Origin of the sequence: Reyranella sp. (assembly GCF_004297405.1) — a bacterium.
Taxonomy (GTDB): domain Bacteria; phylum Pseudomonadota; class Alphaproteobacteria; order Reyranellales; family Reyranellaceae; genus Reyranella.
On the sequence record NZ_SCVC01000021.1, the window covers coordinates 28,788 to 45,325 of the forward strand.

16 protein-coding genes are annotated in these 16,538 nt (G+C 64.8%); 13 read left to right on the plus strand and 3 right to left on the minus strand.

Translation table 11 applies throughout. From position 1 onward, the window contains the following. Positions 1-83: 83 nt before the first annotated feature. The 3 genes from EPO50_RS13775 to EPO50_RS13785 all read left to right on the plus strand — a co-directional run bounded on the left by EPO50_RS13775 (position 84) and on the right by EPO50_RS13785 (position 2,878). Positions 84-665: a malonic semialdehyde reductase gene (locus EPO50_RS13775; protein WP_296344917.1), complete on the plus strand. Its 582-nt coding sequence runs from the start codon at positions 84-86 to the stop codon at positions 663-665. Positions 666-833: 168 nt separating this feature from the next. Further along, complete coding sequence (locus tag EPO50_RS13780; RefSeq protein WP_296344919.1) at positions 834-1,619, plus strand: SDR family NAD(P)-dependent oxidoreductase; 786 nt, start codon at positions 834-836, stop codon at positions 1,617-1,619. Positions 1,620-1,645: 26 nt separating this feature from the next. Next, positions 1,646-2,878: an acetyl-CoA C-acetyltransferase gene (locus EPO50_RS13785; RefSeq protein ID WP_296344921.1), complete on the plus strand. Its 1,233-nt coding sequence runs from the start codon at positions 1,646-1,648 to the stop codon at positions 2,876-2,878. A gap of 68 nt (positions 2,879-2,946) precedes the next feature. On the opposite strand, the gene EPO50_RS13790 is transcribed toward EPO50_RS13785, so the two are convergent. Both EPO50_RS13790 and pdxY read right to left on the minus strand, forming a co-directional pair. After that, a complete protein-coding gene (locus tag EPO50_RS13790; protein WP_296344922.1) occupies positions 2,947-3,642 on the minus strand; it encodes a LysE family transporter in 696 nt (231 codons plus the stop codon). 7 nt (positions 3,643-3,649) lie between these two features. Next, positions 3,650-4,513: a pyridoxal kinase PdxY gene (pdxY, locus tag EPO50_RS13795; protein WP_296344923.1), complete on the minus strand. Its 864-nt coding sequence runs from the start codon at positions 4,511-4,513 to the stop codon at positions 3,650-3,652. A gap of 79 nt (positions 4,514-4,592) precedes the next feature. Between pdxY and EPO50_RS13800 the strand changes: the two genes are divergently transcribed. From EPO50_RS13800 to EPO50_RS13845, 10 genes are all read left to right on the plus strand, one after another. Beyond that, positions 4,593-5,471, plus strand: a complete 879-nt coding sequence (locus EPO50_RS13800; protein WP_296344924.1) for a CoA ester lyase — start codon at positions 4,593-4,595, stop codon at positions 5,469-5,471. Further along, positions 5,468-6,547, plus strand: coding sequence for a MaoC family dehydratase (locus EPO50_RS13805; RefSeq protein WP_296344925.1), 1,080 nt, complete (start codon positions 5,468-5,470; stop codon positions 6,545-6,547). Before EPO50_RS13800 ends, EPO50_RS13805 begins: the two co-directional genes overlap by 4 nt. Positions 6,548-6,680: 133 nt before the next feature. Continuing rightward, positions 6,681-7,079 (plus strand): succinate dehydrogenase, cytochrome b556 subunit, encoded by a 399-nt coding sequence (sdhC, locus tag EPO50_RS13810; RefSeq protein WP_296344926.1) that lies wholly within the window; start codon positions 6,681-6,683, stop codon positions 7,077-7,079. Between the two features lie 10 nt (positions 7,080-7,089). Then, entirely contained in the window at positions 7,090-7,476 is a 387-nt protein-coding gene (gene sdhD / locus EPO50_RS13815; RefSeq protein ID WP_296344927.1) for a succinate dehydrogenase, hydrophobic membrane anchor protein, read from the plus strand. A 2-nt stretch (positions 7,477-7,478) separates the two neighbouring features. Beyond that, complete coding sequence (sdhA, locus tag EPO50_RS13820) at positions 7,479-9,323, plus strand: succinate dehydrogenase flavoprotein subunit (protein WP_296344928.1); 1,845 nt, start codon at positions 7,479-7,481, stop codon at positions 9,321-9,323. A 15-nt stretch (positions 9,324-9,338) separates the two neighbouring features. Further along, the gene (locus EPO50_RS13825; RefSeq protein WP_296344929.1) at positions 9,339-10,118 is read left to right on the plus strand and encodes a succinate dehydrogenase iron-sulfur subunit; all 780 of its coding nucleotides are present in this window, start codon (positions 9,339-9,341) and stop codon (positions 10,116-10,118) included. A 182-nt stretch (positions 10,119-10,300) separates the two neighbouring features. Continuing rightward, on the plus strand, positions 10,301-11,116 hold the full coding sequence (mddA, locus tag EPO50_RS13830; protein WP_296344930.1) for a methanethiol S-methyltransferase: 816 nt from the start codon (positions 10,301-10,303) through the stop codon (positions 11,114-11,116). Next, on the plus strand, positions 11,037-11,657 hold the full coding sequence (locus EPO50_RS13835; protein ID WP_296344931.1) for a TetR/AcrR family transcriptional regulator: 621 nt from the start codon (positions 11,037-11,039) through the stop codon (positions 11,655-11,657). The genes mddA and EPO50_RS13835 overlap by 80 nt, the downstream gene beginning before the upstream one ends. Before the next feature lie 4 nt (positions 11,658-11,661). Then, positions 11,662-13,767 carry an alpha/beta hydrolase gene (locus EPO50_RS13840; protein WP_296344932.1) on the plus strand — a complete coding sequence of 702 codons (2,106 nt, stop codon included), beginning with the start codon at positions 11,662-11,664 and terminating at the stop codon, positions 13,765-13,767. A 79-nt stretch (positions 13,768-13,846) separates the two neighbouring features. Further along, on the plus strand, positions 13,847-14,866 hold the full coding sequence (locus EPO50_RS13845) for an amino acid ABC transporter substrate-binding protein (protein ID WP_296344933.1): 1,020 nt from the start codon (positions 13,847-13,849) through the stop codon (positions 14,864-14,866). A gap of 2 nt (positions 14,867-14,868) precedes the next feature. Here EPO50_RS13845 and EPO50_RS13850 read toward each other — a convergent pair whose 3' ends face one another. Continuing rightward, positions 14,869-16,479, minus strand: a complete 1,611-nt coding sequence (locus EPO50_RS13850; RefSeq protein WP_296344934.1) for a serine hydrolase — start codon at positions 16,477-16,479, stop codon at positions 14,869-14,871. Positions 16,480-16,538 lie beyond the last annotated feature (59 nt).

The window sequence follows — 16,538 nt, forward strand, 5'->3', positions numbered from 1 at the left end:
GACCTCGTAACCCGATCACGGCTGCGTGCCTCGACCGCCACGGTGGGCTTGGTTAGGGTTCACCAACTTCAAAGAGGAATTCGATGCTCGACGACAAGGCGCTGGACAGTATTTTCCGCTCGGCCCGCACGCACAATGGTTGGTTGCCCAAGCCAGTAACGGACGATCAACTCCGCGCCATCTACGACCTGATGAAATGGGGCCCGACCTCGGCCAATTGCCAGCCGGCGCGGATCGTCTTCGTGCGTACCAAGGAAGGCAAGGAGAAGCTCCGGCCCGCGCTTAGCGCCGGCAACACGGAGAAGACGATGGCCGCGCCGGTGACGGCGATCGTGGCCTACGATCCGGAATTCTACGAGCACCTGCCGCGGATGTTCCCGCACGACCAGACGGCGATCACCTGGTTCAAGGGCAAGCCGTCGGCGGAGCCCACGGCCTTCCGCAACGGCAGCCTGCAGGGCGCCTATCTGATCGTTGCCGTGCGTGCGCTCGGCCTCGATTGCGGCGCCATGAGCGGCTTCGACAATGCCAAGGTCGATCAGGCCTTCTTTCCGGACGGCAAGGTGAAGTCGAACTTCCTGTGCAACATCGGCTACGGCGATCCGGCAAAGCTCTTCACCCGCAGCCCGCGCTTCACCTTCGAGGAAAGCTGCACTTTGGCGTAAGGTCTTGGGCGCGGGGCGCTGCGGCGCCTTGCGCGACAAACCGCTGATCGAAAATTCGGGTTCGCTCTGCGCTGGCTGACATTGACGGCCCAGCTGGTGGTGATGAGGGTGATGCTCTAACACTCGGGGTGGCCCCGTCGACGGGGCAATCATTTGAGAGTGACCACAATGCAACTCGACAAGACAGTATCGGCGGTCGTTACGGGCGGCGCCTCCGGCCTCGGTGCCGCCACCTCGCGCATGCTCGCCTCGCACGGCGTCAAGGTCGCGATCTTCGACCTCAACGAGCAAGAGGGCGAGAAGCTCGCCAAGGAAATCGGCGGCGTCTTCTGCAAGGTCAACGTGACCTCGACCGAAGAGGTCGAGGCAGGGTTCGCGAAGGCGCGGGCCGCCAACGGGCAGGAGCGCATTCTGGTGAACTGCGCCGGCGTCGGTGGCGGTGCCCAGAAGACCGCGTCGCTCGACAGGACGACCGGTGCGCCGAAGGAATATCCGCTGGAGAACTTCGAGCGGATCATCAACGTCAACCTCATCGGCACGTTTCGCTGCATCACCAAGTCGGCGGCGGGGATGCTGACGCTAGCGCCGCAGCCCGACGGCGATCGCGGCGTGATCCTCAACACGGCATCGGTCGCGGCCGAGGACGGCCAGATCGGCCAGGTGGCCTACACCGCCTCGAAGGCTGGCGTTGTCGGCATAACGCTCGTCGTGGCGCGCGACCTCTCGAACGAAGGCATCCGCTGCAACACCATCCTGCCCGGCATCTTCGACACGCCGCTGCTCGCGCGTGCGCCGGAGAACGTCAAGGCTGCCCTGGCTGCCTCCGTGCCGTTCCCCAAGCGCCTGGGCCGCCCCGAGGAATATGCGCAGGTCGCCCACACGATGATCACCTGCGGCTACTTCAACGGCGAAGACGTACGCATCGACGGCGCCATCCGCATGGCGCCGCGCTGAGCTGAAACCCGAGGAAGGAGAAAGCAATGACCGAAGCATGGATCATCGACGCCTGCCGCACGCCGCGCGGCGTCGGCAAGGCCGGCAAGGGCGCGCTGTGGGAGGTTCATCCGCAGCAGCTCGGTGCGACCGTTCTCAAGGCGCTCGCCGAGCGCAACAAGATCGACACGAAAGAGGTCGGCGATGTGATCTGGGGGACTGCCGCCCAGGTCTCGAAGCAAAGCGGCGACCTTGGCCGCATGTCGGCCCTCGATGCCGGCTATGACGTCAAGGCGAGCGGCATCACGATCGACCGCTTCTGCGGCTCGGGCATCAGCGCCGTGAGCCTCGCCGCCGCCTGCATCAAGTCGGGCATGGAAGATCTGGTGGTCGCCGGCGGCACCGAGATGATGTCGATGGACCGCAGCCGCGGCAGCGGCCCGCCAGTCATGGACAACGGCAATCTGCGCCTGCGCCTGCATCATCCGCAGACGCATCAGGGCATTTGCGCCGACGCCATTGCCACGCTGGAGAAGATTCCGCGCACGGCCTTGGACGAGGCCGGCTATATCAGCCAGCAGCGCGCCGCCATCGCCATTGCCGAGGGTCGCTTCAACAAGTCGCTGATCCCCGTCTACAAGGAAGACGGCACGCTCGCCCTCGACCGCGAGGAATATCCGCGTCCGCAGACGACGCGCGAGGGTCTGGCGCAGCTCAAGGCCGCCTTCACGGCGATGGCCGATGCCCCGCTCGACGACAAGGGCATGACCTATCGTTCGCTCATCCTGCAGGCCTATCCCGACCTCAAGATCGAGCACGTCCATCATGCCGGCAATTCCTCCGGCGTCGTCGACGGCTCGGCCGCCGTCCTGCTCGCGTCGCCTGACTACGCCAAGGCCCACGGCCTCAAGCCGCGCGCTCGCGTCGTCGCCATGGCGAACATGGGCGACAGCCCCGAGCTGATGCTCAACGCGCCGGTGCCGGCGGCCAAGAAGGTCCTGGAGAAGGCCGGTCTCAAGAAGTCCGACATCGACCTCTGGGAAATCAACGAGGCCTTCGCTGTCGTCTCCGAGAAGTTCGTGCGCGATCTCGATCTCGATCGCGACAAGGTCAACGTCAACGGCGGCTCGATCGCGCTCGGCCATCCCATCGGGGCGACCGGCGCCATTCTGATCGGCACCGTCCTCGACGAGCTGGAGCGGCAGAACAAGCAGTTCGGTCTCGTCACCATGTGCGCCGCCGGCGGCATGGCGCCGGCGATCATCATCGAGCGGATCTGAGACGCATCGCCCCTTCCGCGGTTGTGGAAGGGGCGATTTTCAGTCGCATGCTCTGCTGAGCGGCCGCGTCAGACGCCGAGCGTCTTGCCGATCTGCTTCCACGGCAAGGGCAGCAGCGAAATCAGGGCAACCAGGCCGAAGCCCAGGATCACCGCACCCGAGCCACGGTTGAGCCACAACATGCCGGTGCCGGTAAAGCGCGTCCTGAGCGCCACCGACGCCGTGCAGATGATCGTCCACCAGGCGAGTGCGCCGCAGAACACTGCGGCGACCAGCAGGGACGCATCGGGCAGGCTGCTGCCGACGCCCGCGAGGTTGCGGCCGGCGAAGGCGGCGCCGAACGCCATCACCGTCAGCGGATTGAACACGGTGATGAAGAAGCTCGACGTCGCGTAGTGGAGATGTGTCGAGAGCTGATGCTCGCGATCGTCGGCCACGGGGTCGCCGACATTGCGCGGCCGGTGCCGCATCGTCGTCCATCCCATGATCACCAGCACGATGCCGCCGACGCCGAGAAGCCAGGCCTCGTGTTCAGCGACGAAAGTCTGCACGAACGACAGGCCGAAGGCAGCAACGGCACCAAACACCGCGTCGCCCAGGGCCGCGCCGATTCCGGTCATGTAGCCTGCGACAGCGCCGACGGTGATGGAGCGGCGAATGCAGAGGGCGGCGGCCGGCCCCACGGGAACGGCAATCAGAAAGCCGATGGCCGCGCCCTCGATGGCGAGCGCGATGGGATTGAACACGAAGCCCGGAACCTGCATCGCGGCGCTACAGTTTCTCTGCCGTGAAACGCCGCGGCGGCGCGACCAGCCGCTCCTGGGCGGCCACGAGCTGAAGCTCGCGTTCGCCCATCGCCAGCGTGATTTCGAGGACCGCGAAGATCGATGAAGCTGCCTTGCCCAAGGCGTCGGCTACGTCGTTGCCGGCGATCCAGTGGGCCGTGAAGAGCGCCGCGACGGCGTCGCCGGTTCCATTCGGTGCAATCGGGAAGCCGATCAGCGGCGTGGCCACGCGCCAGGCGGCTTCGTGGGTAACCGCGACCATCTCGATGAGGTCCACCGGCGCGTCGGCGCGGCGCAGGCTCGTGATGAGGGCGAGCTTGGGGCCGCTGAGGGGACCGCCGAGGAGCGTACGCGCGGCCTCCAGCGCCTCGTCCAGGGTCGATATTCGACGCCCGGTCAGGTGTTCGAGCTCGAAATGGTTGGGGGTCACGATGTCGGCGGCAGGAATTGCATGTTCCCGGAAGAAAACGTCGATCCCCGGTTTCACATAGATGCCGGTGTCGATGTCGCCCAGCACCGGGTCGCAGCACCAGAGGGCGCGCGGATTGGCAGCCCGCACCCGCCGTGCGGTATCGAGGATGACGGTGGCGAGCGCTGCATCCCCGACATAGCCGGTGAGCAATCCGTCGCAGCGTGCAAACTGGCCCAGCGCCTCGATGCCCTGGACGATTTCGCCGACCTGCTCGGCCGAGGCGGCGCGGCCACGCCACGCGCCATAGCCCGTATGGTTGGAAAACTCGACCGTGTTCACCGCCCAGACCTCGTGGCCCAATCGTTGCAGGGGAAAGGTTGCCGCCCGATTGCCGACGTAGCCGTAGGCAACATGGCTCTGGAGCGAGAGGAAGCGCATGGACGCAGGCACCTTGCCACAAGGAGGTCCGCCATTATAGTCCGCCGCGTTTTCGCCGAGGATCGTTGGGAGCCCTGACATGTCGACAACCGTTCGTCCGCGCCGCAGCGTCCTTTACATGCCGGGTGCCAATACACGCGCGCTGGAGAAGGCGCGGACCTTGCCGGCCGATGCGCTGATCTTCGATCTCGAGGACGCCGTGGCGCCCGACGCGAAGGAAGCCGCGCGCGCCAACGTCGTGGCCGCGGCGCAGAGCAAGGGCTACGGCAAGCGCGAGATCGTGATTCGCTGCAATGGCCTCTCAACGCCGTGGGGCAAGGCCGATATCGCGGCCATCGCCAAGTCGGGCGCAGACGCAGTGCTGGTGCCAAAGGTCGAAAGTGCGGCCGAGGTGGCCAGCGTGGTTGCCCAGCTCGATGCTGCCGGCGCGCCCAAGTCGATGGCGGTGTGGGCGATGATGGAGACGCCGAAGGGCATCCTGCGCGCCGACGAGGTGGCGGGATCGCATCCGCGGCTCACCCTGTTCGTCATGGGCACCAACGATCTGGTGAAGGACATGCGCGCACGTCACACGCCGATGCGCCTGCCGATGGCGACAGCACTGGGGCTCGGCATGCTCGCGGCCCGTGCGCATGGGCTCACGATCCTCGACGGTGTCTATAATGACATTCAGGACGCCGAAGGCTTCCGCGCCGTCTGCCAGCAGGGGCTGGAAATGGGCTTCGACGGCAAGACCTTGATCCACCCCAGCCAGGTCGAACCCTGCAACGAGGTGTTCGCGCCGTCGGCCGCCGAGCTCGAGATGGCGGGCAAGATCGTCACCGCCTTCAAGACGGCGCAGGCCGAGGGCAAGGGCGTCGTCACCGTCGATGGGCGTATGATCGAGAACCTTCACGTCGAGCAGGCCGAGCGCGCGCTGGCGCTGGCCACCGCGATCAAGGAGCTGCAGGCGGCATGAGCACCCAGGCCAAGACCAAGAGCGAAGCGGTCGCCGGAAACTTCTTCGAGGATTTCCGCGTCGGCCAGGAGATCCGCCACGCCACGCCGCGCACGATGACGGAAGCGGATGCGGCGCTGAACGTCGCGCTCTATGGCTCGCGCTTCGCCATCAACTCGTCGGACGAATTCGCCCGCGCCCTTGGATTGCCGCGGGCGCCGCTCGACGATCTGGCGGTGTTCCATGTCGTGATCGGCAAGACCGTGCCCGACATCTCGCTGAATGCCGTCGCTAACCTGGGCTATGCCGAGTTCCGCTGGGGCGTTCCGGTCTATCCCGGCGATACGCTGTCGGCGCATTCGACCGTGCTGGGCCTGCGCGAGAATTCCAACCGTGCGAGCGGCGTCGTCTGGGTGCGTTCGACCGGCCTCAATCAGCGCGGCGAGATGGTGCTCGACTATGTGCGCTGGGTGATGGTGCACAAGCGCGATCCCGCCGCTGCGGTGCCGGAGACCGTCGTGCCCAAGACGGCGCCATCGGTCGCGCCCGCCGATCTCATTGTGCCAAAGGGTCTGTCGCTCAAGGGCTACGACGATGTCGCGGCCGGATCGTCCTATCGTTGGGACGATTACGAGGTCGGTGAGCGCATCGACCATGTGAGCGGCATCACCCTCGAGGACTCCGACCACATGTTCTCGACGCGGCTCTATCAGAACACCGCGCGCGTTCACTTCGATGCCTTCGCCGGCAAGAGCACGCGCTTCGGCCGGCGCCTCGCCTATGGCGGCCACGTTATCTCGCTGGCGCGGGCGCTGTCGTTCAACGGCCTGGCCAACGGCTTCCGCGTTGCCGCCATCAACGCCGGCAGCCATGTCGCGCCGACCTTCGGCGGCGACACGATCTATGCCTGGTCGGAGGTGCTGGAGAAAGCGACCTTGCCAGGCCATGCTGATCTCGGCGCGTTGCGAATGAGAAGCATTGCCGCCAAAGATTGCCCCTGTAGCACGTGGCCGGGCAAGGGCGCGGACGGCAAGTACCACCCCGCCGTCGTGCTCGATCTCGACTATTGGCTGCTGATGCCGCGGCGCAGGGCGTGAGCGCCGTTCGGTAGACGAATTTCCATTGCAGAATCTAAGGCTTAACGCACTCGCAAAGCCGACATTCGTTGACTTGAAGCGGTTGCGAGGTACAAAAGCGCAGCCGCTTCAAGGCATTTGAGGTTTCAACGCGATGAGCGTCGCCAATCGGCCGGTGCACCGGCCGCTTTCTCCGCATCTGCAGGTCTACAAGCCGCAGCTCACGTCCGTTCTTTCCATCCTGCACCGCGCTACGGGCATCGCGCTCTCGGTCGGCGTGCTCTATCTCGCCGTCTGGGTGATCTGCGCCGCCAGCGGCGCCCGCTCCTACGAGATGTTCCAGAGCTTCAACAGCTCGATCGTCGGCCGCATCTTCCTCGGCGGCTGGCTGTATTGCGTCTTCTATCATCTGTTCAACGGCATTCGGCATCTCTTCTGGGATGCAGGCTATGGCTTCGAGCTCAAGGACGCCTACCGCAGCGGCTGGCTGGTCGTCGTGGTGTCGCTGGTCGCGACCGCTGTGTCGTGGATCGTCGGTCTGCGGCTGATCTGAGGAGAGGCACATGAACAGCGACCTCAGAACACCTCTGTCCCGCGCCCGCGGTCTTGGCTCTGCCAAGGAGGGAGTGCACCATTGGTGGGCGCAGCGCCTCACCGCTGTCGCGCTCATCCCGCTCGTCGTCTGGTTCGCCGTCTCGCTCGTGATGCTGAGCGGCGCCGATCTGGCCGCGGCCCGCACCTGGATCGGCTCGCCGGTCGTGATGGTGCTGCTGATCCTGACGATCGTCATCGGCCTGCACCACGCCCAGCTCGGCATGCAGGTCGTGATCGAGGACTATGTCCATAACGAGGGGCTGAAGCTGGCGTCGATCGTCGCCATCAGGTTTATCGCAGTATTCTTCGGGCTGGCCGCGACGGTGGCCATCCTGCGTATCGGATTCGGAGGCTGAACATGGCCGAGGCAAGCAGCGGCAAGAGCAACGGCGCGGCGGCAGGTACGTTCAGCATTGGCGGCAACGCCTACAAGATCATCGATCACGAATACGACGTGGTCGTGGTCGGTGCCGGCGGGTCCGGCCTGCGCGCCACCTTCGGCATGGCCAACAAGGGCTTCAAAACGGCCTGCATCACCAAGGTGTTCCCGACCCGCAGCCACACCGTGGCAGCGCAGGGCGGCATCTCGGCGGCGCTCGGCAACATGGGCCCGGACGACTGGCGCTGGCACATGTACGACACGGTCAAGGGCTCCGACTGGCTCGGCGACCAGGACTCGATCGAATACATGTGCCGCGACGGCATCCCGGCGATCATCGAGCTCGAGCATTTCGGCGTGCCGTTCAGCCGTACGCCCGAGGGCAAGATCTATCAGCGCCCGTTCGGCGGCATGACGACTGAGTACGGCAAGGGCATCGCCCACCGCACCTGCGCCGCAGCCGACCGCACCGGCCACGCCATCCTGCACACGCTCTACCAGCAGTCGCTCAGGAACAACGCCGAATTCTTCATCGAGTATTTCGCGCTCGACCTGATCATGGACGACGGCGTCTGCCGCGGCGTCATGGCATGGAACCTCGACGACGGCACGATCCATCGCTTCCGCGCCCATCGCGTGGTGCTGGCGACCGGCGGCTACGGCCGTGTCTACGCGACCGCGACGTCGGCCCACACCTGCACCGGTGATGGTGGCGCGATGGCGCTACGCGCCGGTCTGCCGCTGCAGGACCTCGAGTTCGTGCAGTTCCATCCGACCGGCATCTACGGTGCGGGCTGCCTGATCACCGAAGGCGTGCGCGGCGAGGGTGGCTACGTCACCAACGCCAGCGGCGAGCGCTTCATGGAGCGCTATGCGCCGTCGGCCAAGGACCTCGCCTCGCGCGACGTCGTCAGCCGGTCGATGACCATCGAGATCCGCGAAGGCCGTGGCTGCGGCCCCAACAAGGATTACATCGAGCTGCACGTCGAGCATCTCGACCCGAAGGTCATCCACGAGCGCCTACCGGGCATCGCCGAGACCGCGCGCATCTTCGCCGGTGTCGACGTCACCCGTCAGCCGATCCCGATTTTGCCGACCTGCCACTACAACATGGGCGGCATCCCGGCGAACTATCACTGCGAAGTCATGACCGTGAAGAACGGCGATCCGAACACCGTCGTGCAGGGCCTGATGGCGCTGGGTGAAGCGGCGTCGATCGGCGTGCACGGCGCCAATCGTCTGGGCTCCAACTCGCTGCTCGAACTGGTCGTGTTCGGCCGATCCGCCGCCAACCGCGTGGCGGAGATGATGAAGCCGGGCGAGACGCACAAGGATCTGCGCAATGCCGGCGAGGAGGCGATTGCCCGCCTCGACAGGGCGCGCCACGCCACGGGCAGCACGGGCACGGCGCAACTGCGCGCCAACATGCAGAAGACCATGCAGAACGATTGCGCGGTGTTCCGCACGACCAAGAGCCTGGCCGAAGGCTGTCAGAACATGGACAAGGTGTTCGCCGGCAAGGACGACATCCGCGTCAAGGATCGCTCGATGATCTGGAACTCCGATCTCATGGAGACCCTGGAGTTCGAGAACCTGATCCTCCAGGCCCAGGGCACGATCTATTCCGCCGCCAACCGCCAGGAAAGCCGTGGTGCGCACGCGCACGAGGATTTCCCCGAGCGTAACGACAAGGACTGGTTGAAGCACACGGTCGTGTGGGTCGACGAGAAGACCGGCAAGACCCGGATCGACTATCGCCCGGTCAACCTGCAGCCGATGAGCAACGACGTTCAGTCGTTCCCGCCCAAAGCGCGCGTCTACTGAGTTCGAGAGGAAGAAATGGCTGAGTTCGCTCTTCCCGCCAATTCCAAGATCGGAGTCGGCGAGACGTACAAGGCGGCTGCGGGCGTCAAGAACATCAAGACGTTCAAGGTCTACCGCTGGACGCCCGACGACGGAAAGAACCCGTCGGTCGACACCTACGAAGTCGACATGGACACCTGCGGTCCAATGATCTTGGACGCGCTGATCAAGATCAAGAACGAGATGGACAGCTCGCTCACGTTCCGCCGCTCCTGCCGCGAGGGCGTGTGTGGTTCGTGCGCGATGAACATCGACGGCACCAATACGCTGGCCTGCACCAAATACATTTCCGAGGTGAAGGGCGACATCAAGATCTACCCGCTGCCGCACATGCCGGTGGTGCGCGATCTGGTGCCTGACCTCAACGTGCCCTACGCGCAGCTTGCCTCGATCGAGCCGTGGCTGAAGTCGACGACCCAGCCGCCGACCCGCGAGCGGCTGCAGTCGCCGGAGGAGCGCGCCAAGCTCGACGGCCTGTGGGAGTGCATCCTGTGCTTCTGCTGCTCGACCTCGTGCCCCAGCTACTGGTGGAACGGCGAGCGCTATCTCGGCCCGGCCATCCTGCTGCAGGCCTATCGTTGGATCGCCGACAGCCGCGACGAAGCCAAGGGCGAGCGCCTCGACCAGCTCGAGGATCCGTTCCGGCTCTATCGTTGCCACACGATCATGAACTGCACCAAGACCTGCCCGAAGCACTTGAACCCGGCAAAGGCCATCGCCGAGATCAAGAAGCTGATGGTCGAACGGACGGTCTGAGCGCCGTCTCTTGCCGTCGCTGGGGGCTGGCCCCAGCGATGTGGCTGCGGCGTCGATGAACTCCCGCTGATCCGAGCGTAGACGTCCTGATCGCCCGTTGCGCTGATCTTGACTCGGTCGGTCGACCGAACTATATCTGCCCATATATCGGTCGGTCGACCGAATTAGATCAGGAGGCAACCATGGGCGGTATTGCTTCGGCTCTCTACGGCGCAGTCGTTTACGTCTTTTTCCTCGGCACTTTCCTCTACGCCATCGCCTTCGTCGGCAATCTGCCAGTTCCCAAAACCATCGACAGCGGGCCAGCAGGTCCTCTCGGCGCGGCCCTGATAATCAACGTCCTGCTGCTCGGGATCTTCGCGGTCCAGCACAGCGTGATGGCGCGGCCCGGCTTCAAGCGCTGGTGGACCCGGCTGGTGCCGCCGCCCGTCGAGCGCACGACCTACGTGCTGCTGGCGAGCCTCGCGCTGGCGCTGCTCTACTGGCAATGGCGGCCGATCCCCGAACTCGTGTGGTCGGTGACGCATCCGGTTGGCGTGATCGCCCTGTCTGCCCTGTTCTGGTTGGGGTGGGGCTTGGTGTTGTTCAGCACCTTCCTGATCAATCACTTCGAGCTGTTCGGCCTGCGCCAGGTCTATGCCCGGCTGCGCGGCACGAGCGTGCCCGAGCCGGTCTTCAGGACGCCGCTGATCTACAAGAACGTGCGGCACCCGATCTATCTCGGCTTCCTGCTGGCGTTCTGGGCGACGCCGACGATGACGCAAGGCCATCTGCTGTTTGCCGTTGCGACGACAGGCTACATCCTGATCGGAATCTATCTCGAAGAACGCGACCTCATCGCCTTGTTCGGCGATCAGTACCGCCGCTACCGTGAGCAGGTATCGATGCTCCTCCCTCTGCCACGCAAGAGAGGCCTTGATGAAGCTGAAGCAGACAACGGCGAAAAAGGCCGAGACGGACATCTCGCTGCTCGAAGCCGCCAGGAAGATGCTGCATGACAAAGGCTACGCCGGCTTGTCGACGCGGGACGTCGCCGCGGCGGCGGGCGTTCCGCTCAGCCAGATCCATTATCACTTCGGATCGAAGCAGGGCCTCGTGCTGGCGTTGTTCGAGTATCTCAACGTCCAGCTGCTCGGCCGCCAGGATGCCTTGTTCGGCGATCCGACGCTCAAGTTGTCTGAACAATGGGATCGGGCTTGCGACTATCTCGAAGACGACATTGCCTCTGGCTATGTGCGCGTCCTTCAGGAGATGATCGCGGCAAGCTGGGCCGATCCGGCGGTCGCCGAGATCGTCCGGACAGGCCTGATGGGTTGGATCGATCTGATTGTCGACGCGGCACGCAGGGCCAAGGTTGAATTCGGCACTCTCGGTCCGTTCTCGCCCGAGGAATTCGGCGCCCTCGTTGCCAACGCGTTCATCGGTGCAGAAAGCCTCTACCTGCTCGGCGTCGAAAAGAAAGGCTCGCCGGCTCGCCTCGGCCTCCGTCGCGTCGGCGATCTGATCCGTACCCTGGAGGCGAACACTTTGGCGAGGTGATGCCATGCGCGCCAAGCTGCCCGACGAGACCGGATTCGTCGTGCGTGACGGCGTTCGGCTCTCCTACGAAATCTACGGATCTGGGCCTGAAACCCTGATCTTTGTGCCGCCGTGGAGCATCGTCCATTCCCGCGTCTACAAGGCGCAACTGCCCTACTTCAGCAGACGATACCGCTGCATCACCTACGATGGTCGTGGCAACGGCAAGTCTGACCGGCCGCAGGAAGTGGCGGCCTACAGCCTGGAGAACTACGTCGCCGACGTTTTGGCCGTCATGGAGGCGACCGCAACGGACAGTGCGGTTTTCGTCGGGCTTTCCTTCGGTGGCATGCTCATCTCCGTCCTGGCGGCGCATCATCCCGAACGGGTGAGGGCGGCGGTCCTGGTAGGGACGTCGGCAAGCATTGGGCCAAGCCATCCCCACACGACGATCGAGAATTTCCGGGACAAGAAGTCATCCGTCGAAGGCTGGGACAAGTTCAATCGCGATTACTGGATGACGTCCTATCCGGACTTCGCCGAATTCTTCGTCCGCAACATCTTCTCCGAACCCCATTCGACCAAGCAGATCGAGGATGCCGTCGGTTGGGCCGGTGAGACCACGGGCGAGGTGCTCGCCAGGACGGTGGAAGCCCGTCCGATGATGCCGGCTTTCGACATCAGCGAAGCGATGTATCGCAAGATCCGATGCCCGATCCTGATGATCCACGGCGATGACGACCACATTCAACCCTACGCCCGCGCGCAGGCCGTGGCTTCGGTGACCGGCGCGGAACTCGTGACCATCGCGGGTGGCGGCCACAATCCGCTCGGCCGTATTCCAGCGAAGGCCAACACCCTCATTGCTGATTTTTTGAGCCGCCGGCTTCCTGCCGCCACATCGACGTGGAAGGCGGCACAGCCTCGTCGCGGCAAGAAGGTGCTCTATCTCTCCTCGCCGATCGGCCTGGGACACGGAAGGCGCGACATTGCCGTCGCGCGACAGTTGCGGCTACTGCATCCCGGCGTGCAGGTCGACTGGCTGGCGCAGGATCCCGTCTCGCGCCTGCTCGACGCCGCGGGCGAGCGCCTCCATCCCCTGAGCTCGCGACTGGTCAGTGAATCGCAGCACATCGAGCTGGAAGCGGGCGAGCATGACCTGCACTGCTTCCAGGCATTGCGACGCATGGACGAGGTGTTGATCGCCAACTTCATGACCTTCCAGGAGGCAATCGACGAGGGCGGCTACGACCTGGTGATCGCCGACGAAGCCTGGGACGTCGACCATTACTGGCACGAACACCCGGAACTCAAGAAGGCGAAGCTTGCCTGGTTCACCGACTTCGTGGGCTTCGTGCCGATGCCGACGGGCGGCGAAGTTGAGGAATTCCTCACGACCGACTACAACGCCGAGATGATCGCCCATGTCGAAGGCTCTCCCGGCGTACGCGACCGCGCCATTTTCGTCGGCGGTCCAGCCGACATCCTGCCGCGATCCTTCGGCAAGGACCTGCCCGAGATGGGAGACTGGATTGCCCGCCACTTCGACTTCTCCGGCTACATCATGGGCGAGCATCCCCAGGCTTGGGGCAGCCGGGCGGAGCTGCGCCAGAGGCTCGGCTACCGGCCCGACGAACGGGTCTGCATTGTCACGGTTGGCGGTTCGAGCGTCGGCCTCCCTTTGATCCGTCGGATCCTGCAGAGCTATCCGATCGTTCGGCGCCGGCTGCCGGAGCTGCGCATCGTCGTGGTGACGGGGCCTCGCATCGATTCGCGCTCGCTCGTCGCGCCAGCGGGCGTCGAGGTGCGCGCGTTCGTGCCCGATCTCGATCGCCATCTCGCAGTCTGCGATCTGGCGCTCGTGCAAGGCGGCCTCACGACCTGCATGGAATTGACGGCGGCAGGAACGCCCTTCCTGTATTTCCCGCTCAAGAACCATTTCGAGCAGAACTTCCACGTCGCCCATCGCCTCGACCGCTATGGCGCCGGCCAGCGTATGGACTACGAGACAGCCACACCCGAAATCATCGCCGATGCGATGATCGCCGCGTTGCGATCGCCGGTGGCCTTCGCGCCTGTGGAGGCCGATGGTGCCCAGCGGGCAGCCCGCATGATCGCCGAACTCCTCTAGAGGCAAGAATGGCCGGTGATGGATCGGCTCTGCTTTTGCTAGAGTGAGCGCAACATGATTAGGGTAGGGGGCTCAGCAAATGTTTCTTAAACGTCTCACCGCGGTGGCGGTCCTTTCGGTCGCTGCGGCGATGCCGGCATCGGCCGGCCAGACTTTCGATGCCGTCAAGGCCAAGGGCTTCGTCCAGTGCGCGGTCAATACCGGCCTGGCGGGCTTCTCCTTCGCCGACAGCCAGGGCAAGTGGACCGGCCTCGACGTCGATCTCTGCAAGGCGATTGCGGCGGCCCTGTTCGGCGACGCCGAGAAGGTGAAGTTCACGCCGACCACCGCCCAGCAGCGCTTCGTCGCCCTGCAGTCGGGCGAGGTCGATGTCATCACCCGCAACGCTACGCAAACGCTGCTGCGCGACACCTCGCTCGGCTTCAACATTGCCGGCGTCAATTTCTACGACGGCCAGGGCTTCATCGTGCCGGCCAAGAGCGGCATCAAGAGCGCCAAGGAACTGAACGGCGCCACGATCTGCGTCCAGCCGGGCACCACGACCGAGCTCAACCTCGCGGACTATTTCCGCAAGAGCAAGATGACCTTCAAGCCGGTGCTGATCGAGAAGCTCGACGAGCTGCTGCAGGCTTACGCCGCCGGCCGCTGCGACGCCTATACGACTGATGCCTCGGGCCTCGCCGCCGTCCGCGCCGGCCAGCTTGCCGGCAAGGGCGAGCACACGATCCTGCCGGAGCGCATCTCCAAGGAGCCGCTGGGGCCGATCGTGCGCCATGGCGACGACCAGTGGCTTGACCTCGTGAAGTGGACCTTGATGGGCATGATCGAGGCCGAGGAGATGGGCATCACCTCCAAGAACGTCGATGAAATGCTGAAGAGCGAGGATCCTGCGATCAAGCGCTTCCTCGGTGTCACGCCGGGCTTCGGCAAGGCCGTCGGCGTCGACGAGAAGTGGATGTACAACGTCATCAAGCAGGTCGGGAACTACGGCGAGAGCTACGACCGCCATGTCGGCCCGGCCACGCCGCTGAAGCTGGAGCGTGGCCAGAACGCGCTATGGACCAACGGCGGCCTGATGTACGCGATCCCGTTCCGCTGAAATCAGTCCTCTCGCTCGAACCGCATCTTCTTGATGCGGCCGGTCGAGACTTCGAGAGCCGTGATCTTGCCCTTGCGGTCACGGACGATGTGGGCGAGCTGGGTGACGCTGATCCAGCTCCCGGCCGGGCTTGCGACCTCGACCGTATCGTCGTCGATCCCCTGGACCATCCATGGCGCGCCGCCTGCGATCAACGGGCCGCTGACAATCATCTCCCAGGCGTCACCCTTGCGTTCGGCCTGCCAGATGGCCCCGCTATCTGCTGAAACATAGGTGCCGGCGAGCGCCGCCGGTACGGCCTTACGGCGTCCCAGCTTGGCGAAGGTCATCACGCGACCTGCGCCGAGATCGACACGCACCGTACCCTTGGCCCCTGGCTTCATGGCGAACTCGAAAGAGCCGCGCTCGGCCGCCAGCCATCCGTCGGCACGCCGGCCGAGCACGAAGGGCAAGCCATTCTGCGTGACCGTTGCCTCGCCGTTCTGCCAGGCCAGTTCGAACATCGACGGTTCCTGGGCATTGAACCATGTACCGGCCAGCGGCTTGATCTCGGCCTCCGTGATCGGTGCCGGAGCGGCTTTCAGCTTCTTGTTGTTTTCCAATGCCAGGGTGGCGATGGCGCGGGCCTGCCGCCACGGGTCAATGCTGCCGAGATTGGCGATCACCACGACGGTGAGGCCGGCCTCGGGCACGCGCAGGAATTCGGTGCGGAACCCCGGCCACAGGCCGCCATGCCCGATCGTCGTGAGGCCGCGCAGGTCGTCTGCCTGCACGCCACGGCGATACTTGTTGGTGTGCTTGCCGGTGAGGGGCGACACGGCCGCAAGCTGTGCCGGCAAGTTTTTCGGTTGGAGCGTCGGCTGATCGAAGTGCCGGCTCCAGATCAGCAGGTCCTCGACGGAGGAGGTGAGGCCGCCTTCGCCGCCCTGCGGATAGGCATGTGCGGCGCGCCGGAAACCGTTCTTGGCATCACCGAGATAGCCGGTGGCGAGACCGGGGATCACCGTGTCGACGCTGGCGGCCAGCATGGTCGAGCTCATGCCCAGCGGCTTGAAGATGCGCTCCGCCAGGAAATCGCCAAGCTTCATCTTCGACAGCCGCTCGACGATCAGGCCGAGGAGCAGGAAGTTGGTGTTGCTATAGAGGAAGCGGCTGTTCGGCGTGAAGTTGAGGTGCCGGTTGCGTACGCAGGCAGCGTAGAGATCCTCGGGCCGCGCCGGTTTGTCGAGACCGTGGCCGCCCAGCCGCAGCAGTTCGAGGAAGTCCGGCAGGCCGCTGCAGTTGCGCATCATCTGGTCGATGGTCACCGGCAGAGGCGCCAGCTCGCGCAGGTACTTGTGCGGCGCCGCCTTGAGGTCGAGCTTGCCCTCGGCCGCCAGCATCAGCGCCGCAGATACCGTGAACTGCTTGCTGACCGATGCGATGCGGAAGCGGGTTGCGGGCGTGATCGGCACGCCGAGCTCGATGCTCGCCAGGCCATAGCCCTTGCTGAGCACGACCTCGCCGCCCTGCATGACGGCGACGACGGCGCCGGGTGAACCGGGCGCGGTGTAACGGGCGAACAGCGCGTCGACGCGGCGTTCGAGAGCAATGGAACCAATCGATTTCGACATGAGACGCAGTCAATCGAAGCAACTCGCGCTTGTAAAGGCGAGGCGCTAGGGTCGATTGA